Annotated in this window: 15 protein-coding genes and 2 pseudogenes; 12 read left to right on the plus strand and 5 right to left on the minus strand. The window is 42.8% G+C overall.

Annotation, left to right across the window (positions count from 1 at the left end):
* The first annotated feature begins 367 nt into the window (after positions 1-367).
* The 5 genes from QUB68_RS20930 to QUB68_RS20950 all read left to right on the plus strand — a co-directional run bounded on the left by QUB68_RS20930 (position 368) and on the right by QUB68_RS20950 (position 5883).
* The gene (locus QUB68_RS20930) at positions 368-1693 is read left to right on the plus strand and encodes a class I SAM-dependent methyltransferase (RefSeq protein ID WP_332996026.1); all 1326 of its coding nucleotides are present in this window, start codon (positions 368-370) and stop codon (positions 1691-1693) included.
* A gap of 107 nt (positions 1694-1800) precedes the next feature.
* Positions 1801-2337 (plus strand): type IV pilin-like G/H family protein, encoded by a 537-nt coding sequence (locus tag QUB68_RS20935; protein ID WP_332996027.1) that lies wholly within the window; start codon positions 1801-1803, stop codon positions 2335-2337.
* 215 nt (positions 2338-2552) lie between these two features.
* Entirely contained in the window at positions 2553-4784 is a 2232-nt protein-coding gene (locus tag QUB68_RS20940) for an O-linked N-acetylglucosamine transferase, SPINDLY family protein (RefSeq protein ID WP_332996029.1), read from the plus strand.
* Between the two features lie 449 nt (positions 4785-5233).
* Positions 5234-5455, plus strand: a complete 222-nt coding sequence (locus QUB68_RS20945; protein WP_332996031.1) for a hypothetical protein — start codon at positions 5234-5236, stop codon at positions 5453-5455.
* Entirely contained in the window at positions 5452-5883 is a 432-nt protein-coding gene (locus QUB68_RS20950; protein WP_332996033.1) for a putative toxin-antitoxin system toxin component, PIN family, read from the plus strand. Before QUB68_RS20945 ends, QUB68_RS20950 begins: the two co-directional genes overlap by 4 nt.
* 188 nt (positions 5884-6071) lie before the next feature.
* On the opposite strand, the gene QUB68_RS20955 is transcribed toward QUB68_RS20950, so the two are convergent.
* From QUB68_RS20955 to QUB68_RS20965, 3 genes are all read right to left on the minus strand, one after another.
* Positions 6072-9158: a class I SAM-dependent methyltransferase gene (locus QUB68_RS20955; protein WP_332996035.1), complete on the minus strand. Its 3087-nt coding sequence runs from the start codon at positions 9156-9158 to the stop codon at positions 6072-6074.
* A gap of 108 nt (positions 9159-9266) precedes the next feature.
* Positions 9267-11642: an FkbM family methyltransferase gene (locus QUB68_RS20960; protein ID WP_332996037.1), complete on the minus strand. Its 2376-nt coding sequence runs from the start codon at positions 11640-11642 to the stop codon at positions 9267-9269.
* 80 nt (positions 11643-11722) lie between these two features.
* Positions 11723-12337, minus strand: coding sequence for a tetratricopeptide repeat protein (locus tag QUB68_RS20965; protein ID WP_332996039.1), 615 nt, complete (start codon positions 12335-12337; stop codon positions 11723-11725).
* Between the two features lie 657 nt (positions 12338-12994).
* Between QUB68_RS20965 and QUB68_RS20970 the strand changes: the two genes are divergently transcribed.
* Positions 12995-14608 (plus strand): glycosyltransferase family 39 protein, encoded by a 1614-nt coding sequence (locus tag QUB68_RS20970; protein ID WP_332996041.1) that lies wholly within the window; start codon positions 12995-12997, stop codon positions 14606-14608.
* A gap of 224 nt (positions 14609-14832) precedes the next feature.
* Positions 14833-16356, plus strand: coding sequence for a peptide ligase PGM1-related protein (locus QUB68_RS20975; RefSeq protein ID WP_332996043.1), 1524 nt, complete (start codon positions 14833-14835; stop codon positions 16354-16356).
* A gap of 90 nt (positions 16357-16446) precedes the next feature.
* Here QUB68_RS20975 and lepB read toward each other — a convergent pair whose 3' ends face one another.
* Positions 16447-17055, minus strand: coding sequence for a signal peptidase I (gene lepB, locus QUB68_RS20980; protein ID WP_332996044.1), 609 nt, complete (start codon positions 17053-17055; stop codon positions 16447-16449).
* Positions 17056-17298: 243 nt separating this feature from the next.
* Here lepB and QUB68_RS20985 point away from each other — a divergent pair, with 243 nt between their 5' ends.
* The 5 genes and pseudogenes from QUB68_RS20985 to QUB68_RS21005 all read left to right on the plus strand — a co-directional run bounded on the left by QUB68_RS20985 (position 17299) and on the right by QUB68_RS21005 (position 20389).
* The gene (locus tag QUB68_RS20985) at positions 17299-18621 is read left to right on the plus strand and encodes a dihydroorotase (protein WP_332996047.1); all 1323 of its coding nucleotides are present in this window, start codon (positions 17299-17301) and stop codon (positions 18619-18621) included.
* Positions 18622-18814: 193 nt separating this feature from the next.
* A complete protein-coding gene (locus QUB68_RS20990) occupies positions 18815-19153 on the plus strand; it encodes a DUF433 domain-containing protein (protein WP_332996048.1) in 339 nt (112 codons plus the stop codon).
* A 111-nt stretch (positions 19154-19264) separates the two neighbouring features.
* Positions 19265-19492 (plus strand): annotated as a pseudogene (locus QUB68_RS20995) (DUF5615 family PIN-like protein); the annotation flags it as partial.
* Positions 19493-19720: 228 nt separating this feature from the next.
* Positions 19721-20044, plus strand: a complete 324-nt coding sequence (locus QUB68_RS21000) for a DUF433 domain-containing protein (RefSeq protein WP_332996050.1) — start codon at positions 19721-19723, stop codon at positions 20042-20044.
* Positions 20045-20047: 3 nt separating this feature from the next.
* Positions 20048-20389 (plus strand): annotated as a pseudogene (locus QUB68_RS21005) (DUF5615 family PIN-like protein).
* Between the two features lie 43 nt (positions 20390-20432).
* On the opposite strand, the gene tsaE reads toward QUB68_RS21005, so the two are convergent.
* Positions 20433-20882, minus strand: a complete 450-nt coding sequence (tsaE, locus tag QUB68_RS21010; protein ID WP_332996052.1) for a tRNA (adenosine(37)-N6)-threonylcarbamoyltransferase complex ATPase subunit type 1 TsaE — start codon at positions 20880-20882, stop codon at positions 20433-20435.
* Positions 20883-20884 lie beyond the last annotated feature (2 nt).

Here is a 20884-nt window from a genome sequence, read left to right on the forward strand (position 1 = left end):
TTCAGTTTAAAGCTAGATTCGCATAACTGAGATTTCCTAAGCTAAGTGCGCAAGAGCTGAACTTGTTGCTGGCGTTTAAGCAGGCCAAGCATCTTGCCGGAAAAATTGATAATTTATAAGTCGTCAACTCAGGGGAGACAAAGGAAAAACCGATGATTAGCCTCAAAACTCTTTTAGAGCAAGCTCAAAATCCCGACTATTGGAAAAGCCTAAATCCCCAGCTAAGTGTAGGTGAAGATTTTACTTAACTATCTGGCAGCTATCCTACCAGCATATGTATTCTCTGTCATAGGATATAGCCGAACTCGCCACACAAATGCAAAAATTGACTCTCCAACCGTCACTTAAACTTCAGGATATTTTTACAATGGACAACCAAAACTTAGAAGTAGTAGATAAAATTCGTCAGCAATTTGATACGGCTCCTTATCCTAGAATACCCTTAGATAAATCTCCTAAGAACGAGTTTGAATTACTTTATTTTCATAACATTTCAACAGCTTACTATTTAAGAAATCAAAAATTCATAAAAACAGAAAAAAAACTTATTTTAGATGCTGGGTGTGGGAGTGGCTACAAGTCATTAGTTTTGGCAGAAGCCAATCCTGGGGCAAAAATAATTGGTATTGACTTGTCAGAAGAGTCTGTGAAATTAGCCAAACAACGCCTGCAATATCATGGTTTTGACAATGCCGATTTTCATGTCATGAATGTAGAAAATTTACCTAGCTTAGGCTTAGAGTTTGATTACATTAATTGTGACGAAGTTCTTTATTTGTTGCCTGATATAATAGTGGGGTTGCAGAGCCTGAAATCAGTGTTAAAGCCTGAGGGAATTATTCGTTCAAATCTTCACAGTTTAATTCAGAGAAATCATTATTTTTCGGCTCAAAAAGTATTTAAATTAATGGGTTTAATGAATGATAATCCCCGCGAACTAGAAATGGAATTAGTTCGAGAAACCATGAAAACGTTAAAAGATCAAGTTATGCTTAAGATGGTAGCTTGGAATGCTCAAGAGGCTGAACAAGACGAATGGATTTTAATGAATTATTTATTGCTGGGGGATAAAGGGTATAATATCCCAGAAGTTTTTGCAGCTTTGAGAGCTGCTGATTTAGAATTTGTCAGCATGGTGAATTGGCGGCAGTGGGAATTGACGGATTTGTTCAAGGAGCCTGATAACTTACCGATGTTTCTAGAAATGAGCCTGCCAGAAATTTCTGTGGAAGAGCGACTGCATTTATTTGAGCTGTTTCATCCTGTCCATCGCCTGATTGACTTTTGGTGTGGTCATCCCAACCAAGGTCAGCCTTTAGTGCCAGTTTCCGAATGGACCCAATCTGAGTGGCAGGTAGCGCGGGTTCACCTGCATCCTCAATTGAAGGTTCCCCAGGTAAAAGAAGACTTGCTCAAGTGCATCGCTAAGCAACAATCTTTCACGATCAGCCGTTATATCCCTGTGCTTTCCCAAGTTCCGATCGCCGTCGAGAGTATGGTAGCAGCTTGCCTGCTACCTTTGTGGGAAGGAGCGCAGCCGATGATCTCCCTAGTCGAACTGTGGCTCAAGCTCAAGCCACTGCATCCTGCTACCCTAGAACCCGTGAGCCACGAGACGGCTTTTGCAGAAGTGCGGGAACTCCTAAGTACGCTGGAAGCTTTTATGTACGTGCTTTTAGAGCGATCAGCTTGAGATGAGAAAAAAAAATGAGCGGGAGTGATATGAACGCTACGAAAACTGGGTAAGTTAAATTTACGAGTTAGAAATCAAGCATCCCACGCCTCTAGGAGAAACAAACCATGAAAACTGAATTAAAAGCTAAGTTCCTGCATCACCTCAATCAAAAAAGACAAGATAAAGGTTTTACCCTGATTGAACTGCTGGTAGTTATCATCATCATTGGTATTCTGTCTGCTATTGCCTTGCCTTCCTTCCTCAACCAAGCTAACAAAGCCAAGCAGTCCGAAGCCAAGCAGTACACAGGTTCGATGAACCGCGCCCAGCAAGCCAAATATGCAGAAAATGGTAATTTTGTAATAGATTCCGTTGACAATCTGGGTATCGGCATTAAAACTCAAACTTCTAACTACACCTATACAGTTAAAGATTCGGGCGGCAAAAGCGTTGGCAACCAAGCATTCTCCTTATCTGACTCACTCTTACCCTATACAGGAACTGTGGCTCTGGTAACGCCTCCGAATCAGACTGATGCAACCACTGTAGCAGTATTATGCCAGGCCACTAAGGCAGCAAAAGGTAACGCCATTACTATTCCTGCTGGTGGTGGTGCTGGCTTAGTCTGTGATACTGGTACATCACTTGAAGTTACTAAGTAGGACAGGTCTCAGATAGAGCATGGGTCTTGCTAGTCTGAGCTGAACCTATTGAAAGAGTGGGTAGTATTTGTTAATACTACCCACTCTTTCAATTTGAATTGAATAAACTTTTTTGACAAAACATTTCCTAATATCAAAGCAGAATATACGACTATAAATTTCCGCTCGTCCTTATTACACTTTGCTTGAAAATGGCATAAACTTAGCTTGCTTATATGACTGCTAAATACTTACCGACTAAGCCTACTCATTGGGAACAACAAGCCTGTGAATGTCTCATCCGAGAAGATTACGCTCACGCTGCAAACCTTTATGAACAGGCGATAGAAGCGGAACCGGACATAAAATCATACTACTGGAATTTAGGGCTAGTATTGCTATTGCAGGGGCAAGAGGCAGAAGCTCAGACGACTTGGCTGCTAGGCATGGCAGAGGGGGAGCCAGAACAAGTCGAACTGTGGACTGCGGAACTGATACAAGTTCTGCAAGCAGAAGCAGAGCGCAGAGGTAATCTCGGTGATTGTTCGCTCTCTTGGATGATTCGACAGCATCTACGTGAAATCAACCCTGGGGATATTAACAATCTGTTGCATATAATAGGACTGTCCATCCTGCTTGAGACTTATACGGGAGATGATTTGATTGGTCTAGACTTATTCAATATACTTGAGTCGGAACCTCACATCAAGCTAGACTCTACGTTATTAATGCAAGTGTTAAAGAGCGTTTTAGATTATGACTCTTTGCATCCCTGTTCCTTGGAATTAACGGAGGCCTGTATACCTCATGTGCGTAACATTCAAGTTTTTATTGAAATAGTCGTAGCAGCTTCAGTTCAGATTGCACAACAAATACCAGCACTGGCAGTACGCTTCGCTGAGCTAGCTCGCAGTTTAGATGATGAAAATCTAGGAATTTTGCAGCAACTGGCTAATTATTACCCAAATGCTCAGCAATACGATCTGGGCATACAAGTGGCTAAATTGCGCTATTCCTTATCAGATGAGTCAGCAGATAAAGTTTTTTCCAACCATCTGATTATGCGCTGTTTGATGAGTGCAGGTGGATATTGGGAAGAGGTTGCTTCAGTTATCGAACTACATAAATCTCTGCTGAATTCGCTGATAGCTGAACAATCAAGAGCTATTCACCCAGTTAAAGTTCAAAATTTATTTCTTACTTCTTTCTTTTTACCTTACTTTCAGGATGAGCCAAAAAATAATAGGCAAATTCAAAACCAAGTGTCTCAGTTGTGTCAAGCTAATGTTCAAATCTATGCTCAGGAGCAGTCAGAAAAATACCGACAGCAGCAGTCATCTCGTAAAAGCAGCGGTAGTTCTACTAAGCCCTTGAAGATTGGCTACTTATCCAGTTGCCTGAGAAGGCATTCTGTAGGCTGGTTAGCGCGATGGTTGTTTCAGTATCATGATCGCGATAAATTTCAAATTTACGGATATTTTATAGGCAACAAAAAAACGCAAGATTCTTTACAAGAATGGTATGTAAATCAAGTTTTCAAAGCATCTAAGGACAGCGTTGCAGGTCTGGAAATAGCAGAGCAGATTGCTAACGATGAGATTGATATTCTGATTGAACTCGACAGTATCACTTTAGATATTACCTGTGAAGCGGTGGCGCTTAAATCAGCTCCTATTCAAGCTACTTGGCTGGGATGGGATGCTTCTGGGCTGCCGGCGGTTGACTATTTTATTGCAGATCCGTATGTTCTACCGGAGTCTGCTCAAGATTATTATAGTGAAAAAATCTGGCGCTTGCCTCAAACTTATGTAGCTGTAGATGGTTTTGAGGTGGCTGTCCCTACTTTGCGTCGGGATCAGTTAGATATTTCTAGCGATGCGGTGGTGTATCTAAGCGCTCAGAAGAGCTACAAACGCCATCCCTCAACAGCGCGGCTGCAACTTAAGATTTTGAAGGAAGTACCGAATAGTTACTTTTTGATTAAAGGTGGGGGAGATGAAGAATCAATAAAAAACTTCTTTACTCAAATGGCAGAAGAAGAAGGTGTGGCGGGCGATCGCCTGCGATTTTTGTCAGAGGTAGCAGCAGAAGCCGTTCACCGAGCGAACTTGGGTATTGCCGATGTAGTTCTTGATACCTATCCTTATAACGGTGCTACCACCACCCTAGAAACTTTGTGGATGTGCATTCCTCTGGTGACGCGAGTTGGCGAGCAATTTGCGGCACGTAACAGTTACACGATGATGATGAATGCAGGTATTTCCGAAGGGATTGCTTGGACTGATGAAGAGTATGTAGAATGGGGAATTCGTTTAGGAAAAGATGCGGCTTTGCGGCAGCAGATATCTTGGAAACTGCGGCAGTCGCGACAAACGGCTCCGCTGTGGAATGGCAAGCAATTTACGCGAGAGATGGAGAAAGCTTACGAGCAAATGTGGCAGATATATATTGACCAATCAAACCATTAAATACAACGTAGGGACACTCCCCCCGCGCTCGCCCCCGTATCGATGGGGTAGGCACGGGGCACTACCCTACAAATCTTTATGATTTAGACGTGCTATATGATATCAATTCCGGTTGCACCGGAATGATAGAGGAGGGTGCATCTGGGTTTTACAAATAGTAGGGGCTCTCGCATGACCTCCGTCAATATGAGATTATAACTAATAACTTATATGCGGTCATGCGAGAGCCCTCTTCAAAAGTGAGATGCACCCATAGAGGAGACGGCTTGGCCTTAGTCCCTACAATATTATTTTGGGTAGGGACTAAGGCCAAGCCGTCTCCTAATTTCGGCTAATAATAATTCCGATGCTACCGGATTTGATATGACAAGTTAACGGGACTTATTTCTATTATTTCTAGGATATGTTAAACTAAGCAAAGCTTAAACAACTAAATAGGAAAGTTTGCTATGCTTGCCAAATTAACGGCTGAAAACCAGCTTATTCTACCTAAAAGTATAACTCAAACTATCGGGGCGGCTGAATATTTTGAGGTTAAGGTAGAAGGTGGACAAATTATTCTGACTCCAGTAAAAATTCAAGGGGCTGATTCTGTACGGGCTAAGTTAGGAGCGTTAAATGTGAATGAACAGGATATTACTGATGCTGTGGAGTGGGCGCATCAGTTATGATTGAGCATCCACGAGTGGTAATTGATACAAATTTAGTGTTGTCAGCGTTAGTGTTTGGGGGCAGACTGTCCAGATTGCGCCTTGCATGGCAGAATAATTGCTTTATTCCTTTAGCTTCTGAAGTTACGATCTCTGAGTTAGTTCGGGTGCTTACTTACCCAAAATTCAAACTCACAAACTCTGAGCAGGAAGATTTACTGTCAGACTATCTGCCGTTTTGTGATACTGTGCTGATGCCCGATACTTTGCCTGTAGTTCCTGAATGTCGAGATCCTTTTGATATCCCTTTTTTGCTGTTAGCTGTTGTCGGTCAGGCTAATTATTTGGTGACAGGTGATGGTGATTTACTGTGCCTTTCAGATAAATTTTATTGCCCAATTTTAACGGTTGATGAGTTTTTAACGGTTATTAATTATCAATCACTCTAATTTTCCCTGGGCGTTGCTGAATACAGGTATGAATTCAAGATTTCGGAATTGCTATAAGCCCATCTTGTGTATGTTATACTTTAAAGCATACTCTGATAAATAATTTGCGCAGCAAGGTGTTGCACAAATACATTTGAGTAGTTGAACTGGAATTAAATGCGATGTCACCAGAAACAGAGGATTGAATTTTATATTTTTAAGCTGTCTAATTCAAATAAGGCTATGTTCTCTGCTTTTGCCTGAGCGATCGCATCTCTATTCTCATTCTCTAACACAATTCTACCTTGCAGGCGAGAGATGAGTATTTCCCGCTGAATTTCGCTCAAGTGTCCGATCGCTATAATTTCAGGCCCATCGGAAACATCTAAATCTTCTTCCATTAGCAGATTCATCGCAATGCTAGATAAAGCTAAATCGGCATCTTCATCAGAAATATTTGTAGTATCTACCAGTAGAGTCATTTTACTTTTGTCTGGGTGAGTTGCGATCGCCCTCACCACTTGTACTAACTCTAAATCCAAAGACTCTTCTATTTGCGACCAATCTGGGAAAATAATTAAATTAATATCTTTCAAATTCAAGCGCAAGAGAGTGGCTTCAATTAAATCCGAACTAACTGTGGTTGCCATTTTTGACCAGGAAAATTTTTTGGCTTGTTCCAGCCCAGAAGCAATCAATGAGTTGCGAATTTTTAGTTTTTGAACCTCGCAAAGCGCGTCTGCTAACCCATTAATATCATCATCCTTCACATATAAAGCTGCTGCCCCTGCAACTTCAGGAATAGAGGAATTATGGCAAGTAATGACAGGGCAACCACAAGCCATCGCCTCTAACACAGGCATCCCAAAACCTTCATACTTTGACGGATAAACCAATGCGACAGCACCAGAATAAGCTACTATCAATTCCTCATCGCTCAGTTGCAGCGTATGCACCACACTCCCCGATGTACAAGCTCTCAATTCAGAGTTCAATAATAGGCCACTGCCCGTACAGATAATGTCAAAGCCTTGTCTGGTGTAAAGTTTAGCAAAACCTTGAAAGAACAAAGGTGCATTTTTATAGTTGCTTCCTGCACCAACCAAAATAAAGTAAGGCTTTGAGATACCGTACTTTATTTTAAAACAATTAACTTCCTCTTTATTGGCAGGTGAGAAATCCTTCGCAACTCCGCAATGAGCTACAGTTACCAAATTAGAAGGAATTTGCGGAAAAAACTTGACTAAATCACAAGCTGTATTTTTGGAGATTGAAATATAGGCAGAGGCGTGGCGGATAGCATGATGCTTTTCCCTCCACATCGGCTCATCAAAATTGGCACCTAAAACTTCTGGAATCATGTCATAAGCCATGAATACAGAAGGAGTTGATAGGGGCGTTGTGTAGTAAGTAGAGATAAATAAATCAGCACCTTCTCGATCGCAGAGTTGCTGTAGCATTTCCCGGTCAGCGTCGGTTGTCTCGTAGTTGTAAGCTGGAATAGTAAGGTATCTAATCCCTGCAATCTTTGGAGCGGTTCCCGCCCTGTCAAGAAGGATAATATGTTGACAAAAACCATCTTTTGCCCATGCTTCTAGCAAGGAGTTCCAGACACGAGCAATTCCTGTTCGGTAAAGCTGGAAAAAAACGCCATCAATAAGAATCGTTGGAGTTGCTCTTGGAGTAGTTAATGCTGTTTTCCTTGGTAATTCGTCTGGTGAGCAAAACTCCCAGATATTAGTATCTTTTTCTCTTTTCGCCATTGGTGTTACACCACAGGAATTAGCAGTATCAACCATAGTGCCATCTTGAACCCATGAAAAATACTGGCTCAGGCGAACTGGGAATTTAGTCTGAGCTTGCAATACCCTCCATTCTGAAACTGCGTTTGCATAGCCATAATATTGCTCTTTAAATTGCAACTGATCTGGCGTTACATAGGCAAAGTGTTGAAATACTAAACCCCGCGTTTCTGTCCCTTCATGCACAAAAGGGTTTACTGCTGCAACATCCCTCCATTCAGAATTAGGTAAAGGTTCAGCCAATACAGGAGGTTCGTGGGCAGTCCAGATACAGCCAGGTTTAAACCTCCAGGTTCGCAACCATTCTTGTGCAGGATTCTGAGCATAACAGTTGCGACTGCTAATCACCAAATTCTCTCCGACAAAATACCAGCACCAATAGAAAGCCGCTGTTTTTTCAGGATGATAGATGAACATCTGTCGCGCTGTGCAGATTTGCTCGATAGTCCACAATTCATCAACATCTACTTGCCATAGCAAACATTCATCCTTAATATTTTCCAAGGGTGCATTAACCATTTCACGTTTGCCTTCCCAGAAAATACCCTCCGGTTTACGATAAACCGTGACATTTTCTGGATATAGCCGTGCCAATTCGTCTAGGTATTCTGCTGTGCCGTCATTGCTGCGTCCCTTGGAGTGGATTTCGTCGGTAATGCGTCCGCCATTTTGTAAAGACCACGCTGTATCATGCTTCAAGTCCGCTACACCCTCTACTATATGCCAATGCCATTGATAAGGTAGTTGTTTGAATACTTCTATGTGATAGTTGATGAATGGTTCACCGTTGAGAACAATAGTAAAAAAGTGAAGCGGTAATTCTAATGATGAGGGAGAAGCACAGGCAGTCGATTTTTTCTGACCGCAGGCAAGAGTTGATGAATACTCATGATTGACTAGACAATGTTTGGCAATATTATGCCATACACGCTCAGAACCAGGCCAAGTAGGTACAATGTCATGAAATGCTATCCAACCATCTTCTTTTACGAGTGGGAATGACTGTTCAAAGTCTTTTAATACATCTAAAAATTGGTGAGAACCATCAATAAAAATAAAGTCGATTTTGTTGGCATTGGTTAGTTCAAGCCACTGGCTTAACACTTGATTAGAGTATCCCTGTAAGGGGACTACATATTCATATAATCCATTTTTTTGTAAATTTTGCTGCCAAATATCCAAGAAATTTCGGTCTGGAAAGTCAATATCGTTACCATCCCATGTATCAATACAATAAATTTTTATATTTGTTCCTATACAGGCATAAGCCATAGCAACTGTGGAGCGTCCTTTATACGATCCTATTTCCACGACTACAGCATCATTAGGGAGGGACTTTACCTTATTGAAGAGGTACTCTTCTTGCCCTGGAACCATGAAACCTTCAATGGCTTCAACAGCAGACTGAATGGTTGTATAACTGGCTGGTTGAACAGTAACTTTTTTGAGAATTGCGTAGGCATTTATATCGGAGTCTGAAATGTTATTTTCCATTGTTTACAGCCTGTCTTTACCTTGTTTGTTGGATTAGCGTTTCCTGAGATTAGGCATCAGAACAGTTAAAGCTTTAAATTAATTTAATTAGATACCTAATTACTAAAATTATATGTAGCAAGTAAATTCTCCTTCATATTTAGAAAAAAAGTTAGTGATATAAATCAAGGCTTCTTGAGGAGATAAATTGTGAACTTGCTCTATATCAGCATTCCACGGAAATTTATTTTTCCGGTCTGGCTGTTCGAGATATCCTCTTCTGTAGGCTTCCTCTGGTGTAAGTGAAGGTGCTGGACTGATTTCTTGAGGAATCAAGAAAGCATTATTATAATGTAACTCTACCAGAGTATAATTATACTGTTGACATATAATATTTAACTGTGAAATACTTTGACCAAAAAAATGATCGTTATTCCAAACATAATTTGGGCTATAGTTAACAGTAAACTTTAGAGGTGGTGGGATCTTCTCATTGATTTCTACGCAGACCAACAAAGGTCTAAATGAACTAAGTATTTGGTCTAAAACAAAATAATCATAACCATCTATATCAAGATTGAGAAAACTAAAGTTATCGGGGACTTGATGTGTTTTCATAAGATCAACTACGTTTTCAGGTGTCACCATGCACTTACTTAAGTTGACTTTTTCAAATTCACTATACCTAAGTGCTAATCTTGTAAATAGTTGGCTATCATATTCTATAGCCAATCCCGCCCATCCTTGCTTGTATAAAAAATAAGTGTTTGACATAGTTATTCCATCACTAGCAGCTATATCTACACAGTATTTATTTTCTATACTTAATTGATTCAAATATTTATCAATAATAGTTTCTTCGTCTAAATATGAATATTTATGAGTTGGAGCGTCTACATTTTTGCTATCTGCGATATTGGGGCTAGCTAGCATCAATACCTTAACAAATGCTTGAGGATCGGAGGCATAACGCTGACAAGCTGTGGCAAATTCAAGGGTAGATTGTTCGTAGGGTACACAATTTAAAATGCTTTGAAGAACTTGTAATAGTAAATCGGAATTAACGGGGTACAACTCCGACCGCAACAACTCAACAATTCCCAAGGATATTAGGTCTTGATTTATAAAAGTATTCATATTAATGGAAAGCTCGACAATCTTTAACAGATTATTTATATCGGTGGGAGCTATTTCCCGGATGTGTTGCCGGAGTATCCGAGCAACAGCATAGTCGGTTAGTCCTTCTCGGCGCTGTGCTTCTGTTTGTATAACTTCTATTAGTTCAGATGTGCATTCTTCGATTTGTTCGGCATTTTCCTCAAGTATACCGGTGAACCAAACTGTTAGAGCTTCGGATTCTTGCTCTTGCAAAAGCAGCATCAACCCCAAATGCCAATAGTGGGATTTGATGTTTGGTTCAGATTCTATAGCTTGCTCATAAATACTTGCTGCTTTAGAATAGTCTCCTAAAAACAAGCATGAATTACCTCTTTGCTGCCAATTAGTTTGATCGCTTAATACACATATGGCACTATAACCACTGCTGTAATCTCGAATTTTAGCAATAATAGGCAATGAACTTAGTCCCAGCTTAACTAGCTCTGGAATTTGCGCTAAGCTCTCTATAATATTGTTAGCCAAGTTATATCTTATATCGCCCCCATATTGCAGGGTCAAATACACTAGAATTTCCAGAGCATAGTCATGAAATTTCATCACGTCAGCCAGACAAGCTAGTTTGAGTAGTTTTTCTGGTGTTTTCAAGCTTGGATCTACATTCGATCGCATCAAATCGCGAAAATAAAAAGCGTCTGACCAAATTAAAGCGCCCGGATGACTGTTTGATATGACTGGGATTTCGCGACGCATATCGCGCTGCATATGCCCAAAGTCAAACAGTGTAAGACCTCGGTTCCTGAGATAAATATCTACATCGCTAAATAAAGGTTGACCTGCATAGAGTTCGGTGAATTCAACTTCGGTTACTAATCCCAATACACTATTATTTAATATCCCATCAGCTCCTTGTAAAACTTTTAGCTCTGCTCCCTGAACGTCTAGGTGAAGAAAATCTATTTCTTTGATATCTTCAGTTTTACAAAAATTTTCTAAAGTGGTAGTGGATAAATCTACTGTAGACTTTAGCTCGATCAGTTCTGAATTTCCCGAGAAGCGCTTGATATACTCTTCGCTAGGGGGATATAAAGAACTGCATCCAGGATATTTTGTTACATAAAGTGTGGCTTTTCCCTCTGTATTGCTAAGAGCTAAGGGAATATGTTTTTCAGTCCAATTTACTTGTCTAGCTTCTAGGTCAGCATTAGCTTCATTGCAAGCTTCCGCATCTGCATCAAATCCATAGATAGTCAAATTAGGCGCAAAAATTTCCCATCCTTGACTTGCATAATCATCCAGGTCTCCGATTTTACGAGATCCAACAATGCCAACTGTAATGTGAACTCGATCTAAATGACCGGTTTTCTTAAGACTTGGTAAAAAGAGCATAATAAATTTTTTGCTTTATTTAGTGAGATTGGTTGTAAGTCTGCTTTGTTTTGATTTTAGCTTTAACGATCGCCCTTCCCCTACTTTTTCCCCTTAGCCTGCCCCAACAGCGCCTGATAATCCGATCGCCCTGGATTCAACTTCACCAACTTCTCCAAAGGCTCGATCGCCCCCAGCTTATTATTCATCTCCAACCGCACATTTGCCAAGCCCTCCAGAGCCGTCTGATTCTGAGGTTCCCGCCGCAAAACCGTCTCATATTCCCGTTCCTGCGCCGCCAGCAGAGATTCCTGAGAAACAGCAGCAGCCGGCACTGGTTTTTGTTGGTGCTGGCTGCTCAAACCGCTGGTGAACAGACTCACAATACCAAAAATCGCAGAACCAGCAAAACCTACCATCGATACTAACGCAAAAATCTGCTTAGTTCGTGAAGCGTAGCTATCCCGTAGGGAATCGCTCCGCCGCACCTTATCCTCAATGTATTTTTTCTCTGTACTTTCCATTGCTAACCCTTGGCGTCGCTGTTTTCCAGGCACTCGCAGAGTACCTATCTCTAGATTGCCCAAGTTCGATCGCAAAACGATCGCCTTTCCCCAGTTAAAATTTTTGCTGACAAGTTTATAGCGCACAAACTGATAATTGTCAAGCAAATTCAACCAATCGTCAGGTTGAGAAGCGGGCAGATATTCTAACAATCATCCAAAGTTCTCTCAAAGTTATTCCCCAAAATTTTACATTTTTCCATCCCAGCATTTGACCCTTCTCTTCACCCAGCTTGCTTCAACCAAAACACATCCTGATTCGCATGAGGCTTTTTTTTTCGGCTTTCGATTGTTTTTCCGCAAGTTCAAACTTGATTTTTGCGATCGTCTGTGGATAAATCTTGTTTAACTATTCTGTAAGATGTTCACTGTTGATAACCGTAGTTTAGTAGTATCGCGATCGCAGGCAATATTCACAGGTTGCAACTTGAAATAATCGATGTTGAGATGCAACATCTCAATTAAACCAGCATCATCTCAGGCGCAGGCTTTTGAAAAGGTGGTTCATTCAGTTGACAGTTGACAGTTGACAGTTGACAGATGACAGATGACAGTTGACAGTTGACAGTTGAGCTAGAAGGAAGAGGATTGGAGTAATGAATTGTCTGATTTTAATTTATCCCTACAAGGGTTCCGGCTTTAAACCAATTCTTTGTGGTAAAATATTTCAAATTGGCTCTGTAAGGTATTTGGCATCTACCAAAGGGTAGAATTACGATATGTTGGGGTATGTACTGGTATCGCTCGCTTGAGTGAGGTTTAGGACGATCGGCAGTTGCTCTGGAACCGATCGCCACAATTAGGACAAGCATGGCATCTACAACACATCAAGACACATCTCATACCAAAAATTCCCGGTGGCCGATCGGTTTATTGGCGATCGGCATTTTACTAGGGATCGGATTTCGGTTCTTCGAGATCGATCGCAAACTGTACTGGCACGACGAAGTTTACACATCAATCCGCGCCGCTGGTTTCACCCGCCAAGAAATCGACGATGAACTATTCCAAAACCGAATTGTTCCCGCACCCGAATTGCAAAAATATCAGCGGATAAAACCGGGAAGTACAGCAGCAGACACCATTCGTTCTTTAGCACTAGAAGACCCGCAGCATCCGCCTTTATACTTTCTGATGGCTCGTTTGTGGATGCAGGAATTTGGGAGTTCTCTAACAGCATCCCGCAGTTTGCCAGCCATATTGAGTTTGCTGTCGCTGCCTTTGATGTACGCTTTAGCTCAAGAACTGTTTGCCTCTAATTTAACATCGTTATTAGCCACAGCACTGTTAGCTTTATCTCCCTTTGACATCTTGTTTGCTCAGACAGCAAGGCAGTACAGTTTGCTGACTGCAACGGTGATTGGCAGCAGTTGGCTGCTGCTGAGAGCAGTGCGGTTGCGCGGTTGGCAAAATTGGGCGTATTACTCGCTGGCGATCGCGATCGGTTTCTACACTCACCCTTTCTTCAGTTTGACACTGCTCGGACAGGGAGTTTTTATAATTGCTTGCGGGCTGTTTGTCAAACAAAAAAAATTGCGCTGTCACTTAACTAATTCGCAATTTTTCTTGGCAGTAACAGCAGCTTTAATCTTGTATCTGCCGTGGATTTACGTGCTAGCGACGAACCTGGAACGAGCATCAGCTACCACAGATTGGACGCGAGTAAATCCGGGTTGGCTGTATCTGGTCAAATTGTGGACGCTCAGCTTTACATCCTTATTTTTTGACTTCGATTTCGGCTTTGACAATATCTGGACTTATCTGCTGAGATTGCCATTTTTGCTGTTAATTGCCGCAGCGATTTACCAAATCTGCCGCCAAACTAGCAGTTCAACTAAGCTGTTTATTGTAACATCAATTTTCCTACCTTTTTTGATACTGGCGTTACCGGATCTAATCCTAGGCGGCAAACGTTCCGCCGTCAGCCGCTATCTGATTTCGTGCTTTCCGGGAGTGCAGCTAGCAGTTGCTTACTTGCTCGCAACTAATCTGAAAACTCAGCAGCGGTTTTGGCGAGTCGTTTTAGCAGGGATATTTACAGCAAGCATAGCATCTTGTACCCTCAGCGCTGTTTCTGATACTTGGTGGAGCAAAGACTTAAGCTATTTTAATGCTGAAGTTGCCAGAAATATTAACAAAGAGGCGATCGCTAATCGATCAATTAAAGATACAATTGTAATTAGCGATCGCGGTAACGACTTTACTAACATGGGAGATTTGCTGTCCCTGAGTTATTTGCTTGACAAAGATGTGCGGCTGATGCTGCTGAGTCAGTCGCCGGATATCGAGATGCTGAACAAATATTCGGCTCCTCTGGTGTTCCGCCCTTCGGAAAAATTGCGATCAGCACTCAAGCAAAATCAACGTCGGCTAGAGCCGATATTAGAGTATGCTAAACTTTTTCGAGTGCGGCGGGCTTCTTAAAGTAACTTGACATAAATTCGCGATCGTCCCCGGTAGGGTGCCCCGGAAAAAACTGTTTGACTTGCTTCAGGTATCTGGACTGACCCACCCTACATCTATAGCGGTTATCAAGCGTGGTGAGGATAGCCCATAGCCCATAGCCCTATGCCCTATGCCCTATGCCCTATGCCGTTCGCGTACCTCATCTTTCTGAGAAAGGCTATACATCTATTTAGGATAAGGAAATGCAAAATATAAATAAATCTGATTCCGAACACTCGGAAAAATTTCGCAATCTTCAGACAGAATTGCGCGAAACTTGGCGAGGTGTCGAAGACTTTGACAGCGGAGATTGTGACATTATTGTTATTCCTTCTCTCAGCTTGGATCAGCAAGAAATGCAGAAAGTTGAAGGTGCTTACCACTACGAAGAGCGGCACTTATTTTCATTAATTCGCCTGCGAAATCCCCGCACGCGCTTAATTTACATTACTTCGGAGCCGCTGCACCCAATGATTGTGGATTATTACCTGCAATTGCTGCCTGGAATTCCATTTTCTCACGCGCGCGATCGGCTTTTGCTGTTCTCGGCTTATGATGCTTCTGCCAAATCTCTCACCCAGAAAATTTTAGATCGTCCCCGCTTGATGGAGCGCATTCGTCAAGCAGTGCGACCGAAAAAATCTTACATGGTTTGTTACAACTCGACGCCTTTAGAGCGCGAGTTATCGGTTAAATTGGGCATTCCTTTGTGGGCTAGCGATCCCGATCTGCTTTACTGGGGAACAAAAAGCGGTAGCAGGCAAATTTTTAAAGAATGTGGCGTGCCTTATCCTGACGGTTCCGAGTTGGTTTGGAATGCGGAAGATTTAGCGGAAGCTGCGGCTCAGTTGTGGGAAAGGCAGCCGGATTTGCAGCAGATGGTAATTAAGTTAAATGAAGGTTTTTCCGGGGAAGGAAATGCAATTTTAGATCTCAAACCGATCGCAGGTAAAGCGCCTCAAGAAAGAGTTAAAGCAATTGGCGAGCGCTTCCACAATTTGCGCTTTCAATCAACAGGCGAAACCTGGGAAAATTTTAGCCGTCGCATTCCAGAATTAGGGGCGATTGCCGAAGCATTTATTGAAGGATCAGAAAAGCGATCGCCCAGCGTTCAAGGTCGAATTGTCCCCAGCGGCGAAGTAGAAATTCTCTCAACCCACGACCAGATTTTAGGAGGCCCGGACGGTCAAATTTTCTTGGGTTGCCGATTTCCGGCGGATGAATCCTATCGGCTGGCGCTGCAAGAATCGGGATGGAAAGTCGGGAAAAACTTAGCGGAAAAAGGTGCTTTAGAGCGATTTGGAGTAGATTATGTTGCCGTCAAGCAATCCGACGGTAAATGGGATCTTCAAGCAATAGAAATTAACTTGCGTAAAGGTGGGACAACTCATCCGTTTATGGCTTTGAAGCTGTTAACAAACGGTCGTTACGACCGAACTACGGGATTGTTTTACAGCCTGCAGGGGCGTCCGAAATATTATGTCGCTTCGGACAATTTAAAAAAAGAGCGCTATCGGGGATTGTTGCCGAACGATTTGATGGATATTATTGCTGACAATCAACTGCATTTTGACAGCGGTACTGAGACGGGGAGCGTGTTTCATTTAATGGGTTGTTTGTCGGAGTTTGGCAAATTGGGATTGACGAGTATTGGCAATTCGCCCCAAGAAGCAGAGGAGATGTACAACAAGGTTGTGAAAGTTCTCGATCGCGAAACGTCATACTAAATCCCAAGGAGTCATTGGTCAGTCGTCATTAGTCATTGGTCATGTAAGCTAATCACCGCAGGTTTTACGCTGCGGAATTCTAGGTTGTGGCTAATTTTTAGCGGGATAAATCGGCGTGGGGTCGATCGACCCTGTGCGGTTGATAGGCCAAAAACGGACGATCGCCCTACCGATGATATTTTGCCTCGGTACAAAGCCCCAATAATGGCTGTCACAGCTTGCGTTGCGGTTGTCCCCGAGCACCAAGTAAGAATTTTGAGATACAACTACAGGCCCGTAGGGATAATTGGGAATTTCTTCAATATACTTTTCCTGTAGCGGCTGCTTATTGATAAAAACTTTTCCCTCTTTGACTTCCACAGTGTCCCCCGGGAGTCCGATCACTCGCTTGATGTAAGCATCTTTGATCGGTGGCGGCTGTCCCGTGCACAAACTCGCCGGATCGGGAGGCATAAACACGATAATATCTCCTCGGTGGGGGTCTTGGAGTCGATAGCTCACCTTGTCTATGATTAATCGATCGTTAATTTGTAGGGTTGGGAGCATGGAGCCAGTAGGAATGTAGCGAGCTTCAGCAACCAGGGTGCGGATGCCAAAGGCCAAGAATGCTGCTAAGCCGATCGTCTTAATTCCTTCTATCCAAGGATTTTCGGTATCTTGCGGGGGTTTTTCGTCGGCTGACTTGTCTAGACGAGTCATAAGTGTTAAGTGACTGGGCTGGATACAAATTATAGACTTAATTCGGAGTTTTTTGAGGAAATCTGCCAAATCTGCGCTTGAGAGGTGAGTTTTTATACTATCTGCTTCAGTAAGGTGTTCGGTGCACACCCGAAAATTTACACATTTTCCGAAAGCTAGTTATATTTCTTACTATTTTCAAAACTATTTTAACGATAAAATTTGTCCATGCTTCCACGCACATTACTCACTTAATTATAGTTTATGCCGACAACATCAAGTTTGTTAATCCGCCGCGCTCGCATTCTGTTGCCCGACGGCGAGTTTTTGGTAGGGGACGTGCAAATTAGCGATGGCAAAATTGTTCGGGTTGCTCCGGAGATTGCGGCAGAGTGCGATCGCGAAATAGATGCGATCGGCTTAACTCTGTTACCCGGAGTAATTGACCCCCAGGTACACTTCCGCGAACCAGGGTTAGAACACAAGGAAGATTTGTTTACCGCTAGCTGTGCCTGCGCTAAGGGCGGCGTGACATCATTTTTGGAAATGCCCAATACGCGACCTTTGACCACAACCCAAGCTGCCTTAGATGATAAGCTAAGTCGCGCTGCCCAGAAGTGTTTGGTCAATTACGGCTTTTTTATTGGGGCTACGCCGGAGAATTTGCCGGATTTGCTGGATGCGAATCCGACTCCAGGGATTAAGGTGTTTATGGGTTCGATGCACGGACAGCTTTTGATGGATGGAGAGGAAAATTTAGAGCGAGTTTTCTCTAAGGGCGATCGATTAATTGCAGTACACGCCGAAGACCAAACTAGAATTAATCAGCGTCGTCAGGAATTTGCCGGCAGTACCGATTTAGCAGTTCACTCGCAAATTCAAGACAATCAAGCAGCCTTGTTAGCCACTCAGCTAGCCGTAAAACTTTCTAAGAAATATCAACGCCGACTGCACATTCTGCATCTTTCAACTGGCGATGAAGCCGAGTTTTTGCGACAAGAAAAACCGAGTTGGGTAACAGCGGAAGTAACCCCGCAGCATTTGTTGTTAAATACCAGCGCCTATGAGAAAATCGGCAGTTTAGCTCAGATGAATCCGCCATTGCGCGACACCCGCGACAACGAAATACTTTGGCAAGCTTTACTCGACGGCGTAATTGATTGTATCGCCACCGATCACGCGCCACACACTTTAGAAGAAAAAGCTCAAGAGTATCCAAATAGCCCATCAGGAATGCCCGGAGTAGAAACTTCTTTACCTTTAATGCTGACGCAAGCAGTCGAGGGAAAATGTACAGTTGCGCAAGTTGCTAATTGGATGTCGGCGGCAGTTGCTAAGGCGTATAAAATTCCGAACAAAGGGGCGATTGCTCCTGGTTTTGACGCTGATTTAGTATTGGTGGATTTGGAGAAATACCGCCCGGTTGTCGGAGCAGAAATGGCGAGCAAGTGCGGCTGGAGTTCCTTTGAAGGTTGGAATTTAACTGGATGGCCGGTGGTGACGGTTGTGGGAGGAAAAGTTGTTTTTGAGAATGGTAAGTTGGATACAAATGTCAGGGGAGAAGCCTTGAGATTTGACGCTGATTAAGCCTGCATAGGAGTTTTGCAACAAACCCAGTCCTGGACGCACCGAGACTCTAAGAAACCGGGTTTTTCAACCAATATACTTCGTTCAAACCTTTAAATTTGGTTAAAAAACCCGGTTTCTGCCTCCATTAAAACCCAAGATTGTGCTAAACTTAATAAAAGCATATTCCCTTATTTTCAAGGCGATATTACCTATGCTCCAAGAATTAGAAACACAACTTCTTGCCTTAACTCCGACCGAGAAATCTGAAGCAATACGGCTGTTAACCCAAAGTTTAAGCAATAGCTGGCCAGGAATAACCAAGACTTCCGGAGTTTGTGGTGGCGATGCTTGTATTGCGAAAACTCGACTGCCAGTTTGGCTGTTTGTAAGTTTACGCAGTCAAGGTGCAACGGATGCTGAGATTTTGCAATTTTACCCTTATTTGAATGCTGAAAACTTAGTCAACGTTTGGACTTACGCTGAGGCAAATTTAGAAGAAATTGAAACAGCACTCCGAGAAGAAGCAGCAGCAATGATGCAGGAAGTGTAATTTATGGCACGTCTTTATGCAGATGAACAGTTCCCGTTTCCTGTTGTGGGAATGCTGCGAAAATTTGGTCACGATGCCCTGACTATTCAATAGGCAGGAAATGGTGGAGATGATGACCCGGAAGTATTAGCCTTTGCTGTGAATAACGATCGCGCGGTGATGACGCAAAATCGCCGGCATTTCATACGCTTGCACCTTCAACAACCCAACCATTCTGGCATTATAGTATGTACAGACGATAAAAATCTAGAAAGATTGGCAACACGCATCAATGATGCTATTGCTGGTGAGGAAACTTTGAGGGGCAAATTGATTCGAGTCAACCGCCCGACGCAGTAAGTACGCGCCAGCGTAGCTATCCCTCTTCATGAATCGCACTTGATCAATTTTCCCATTGCCAATCTGATAAATCGCCAGTTCGCATCACTTCAACTTGCCGCCCGTTATCCAGATAACTCAAAGAAATTTGTCAATAATTATCTGGTTGGTAGTGAAATCAGGACTGAACCCCAAATTTTTGCTAAACTTATCAAAGTATATTCCCTTATTCTGAAGGCGATATTACCGATGCTCCAAGAACTAGAAACACAACTTCTTGCCTTAACTCCGACCGAGAAATCTGAAGCCATACGGCTGTTAACCCAAAGTTTAAGCAATAGCTGGCCGGGAATTACCAAGACTCCCGGAGTTTGTGGCGGCGATGCTTGTATTGCCAAAACTAGGATTCCAGTTTGGGGACTGGTAGAGTCTCGCCGTCTGGGTATAACTGAATCAGAACTGCTAAATGACTATCCTCATATTAGCGCCGCCGACTTAGTGAATGCTTGGAGTTATGCTAATGCACATCTCGATGAAATTGAAGCAGCAATCAAAAAAAATGAGGAAGCTTGAACTATGGCGCGTATTTATGCGGACGAACATTTCCCGCGCATAGTTAGCGAATTATTGCGAACTGTGGGTCACGATGTGTTAACAGTTCAAGAAGCAGGAAATGCAAATCTGGGAATTCCCGATCCAGAGGTGCTAGAATTTGCTACGAGTAACGATCGAGCTGTTTTGACATGAAATCGGTTTGATTTCATCGGACTGCACAAACACCAGCCAAACCATGCGGGTATTATAGTTTGTAAAGATGACCGAGATAGAAATCGGTTGGCAATACGCATCAATGAGGTTATTTCAAGGGAAGAAACTTTGAGGGGCAAATTGATTCGAGTCAACCGCCCGACGCAGTAAGTACGCGCCAGCGTAGCTATCCCTCTTCATGAATCGCACTTGATCAATTTTCCCATTGCCAATCCAATAAATCGCCATTCCCCATCACTTCAACTTGCCGCCCGTTATCGAGATAAGTCAAAGAAATTTGCAAATAATTCTCTGGTTTGTACAGCAATCTTTGGGCCCATTCGATCGCCACAATCCCCAAATCCCTTTCTAATCCGTCCCAATAACTCTCTAAGTGTAAAGCCTCCGCTTCTTCGGGTTCGAGTCGATACAAGTCTAGATGGTACAGCGGAATCCGCCCTGCAAAATACTCGTTAATGAGCGTGAAAGTAGGACTTTCCACAGGTTCGGAGATTCCCAAACCTTCGGCGATACCTTGAACTAAGGTAGTTTTGCCGGTGCCTAAATCTCCTTGTAACAAGATTACAGTGCCTGGTGGGAGCGATCGACCTAACGCCACACCAAACTTGCGCGTAGCCTCAAAATCTGGAAGAGAAAGTATCATTT

The sequence above is a fragment of the Microcoleus sp. A006_D1 genome, assembly GCF_036702805.1.
In the GTDB taxonomy this organism is placed as follows: domain Bacteria; phylum Cyanobacteriota; class Cyanobacteriia; order Cyanobacteriales; family Microcoleaceae; genus Microcoleus.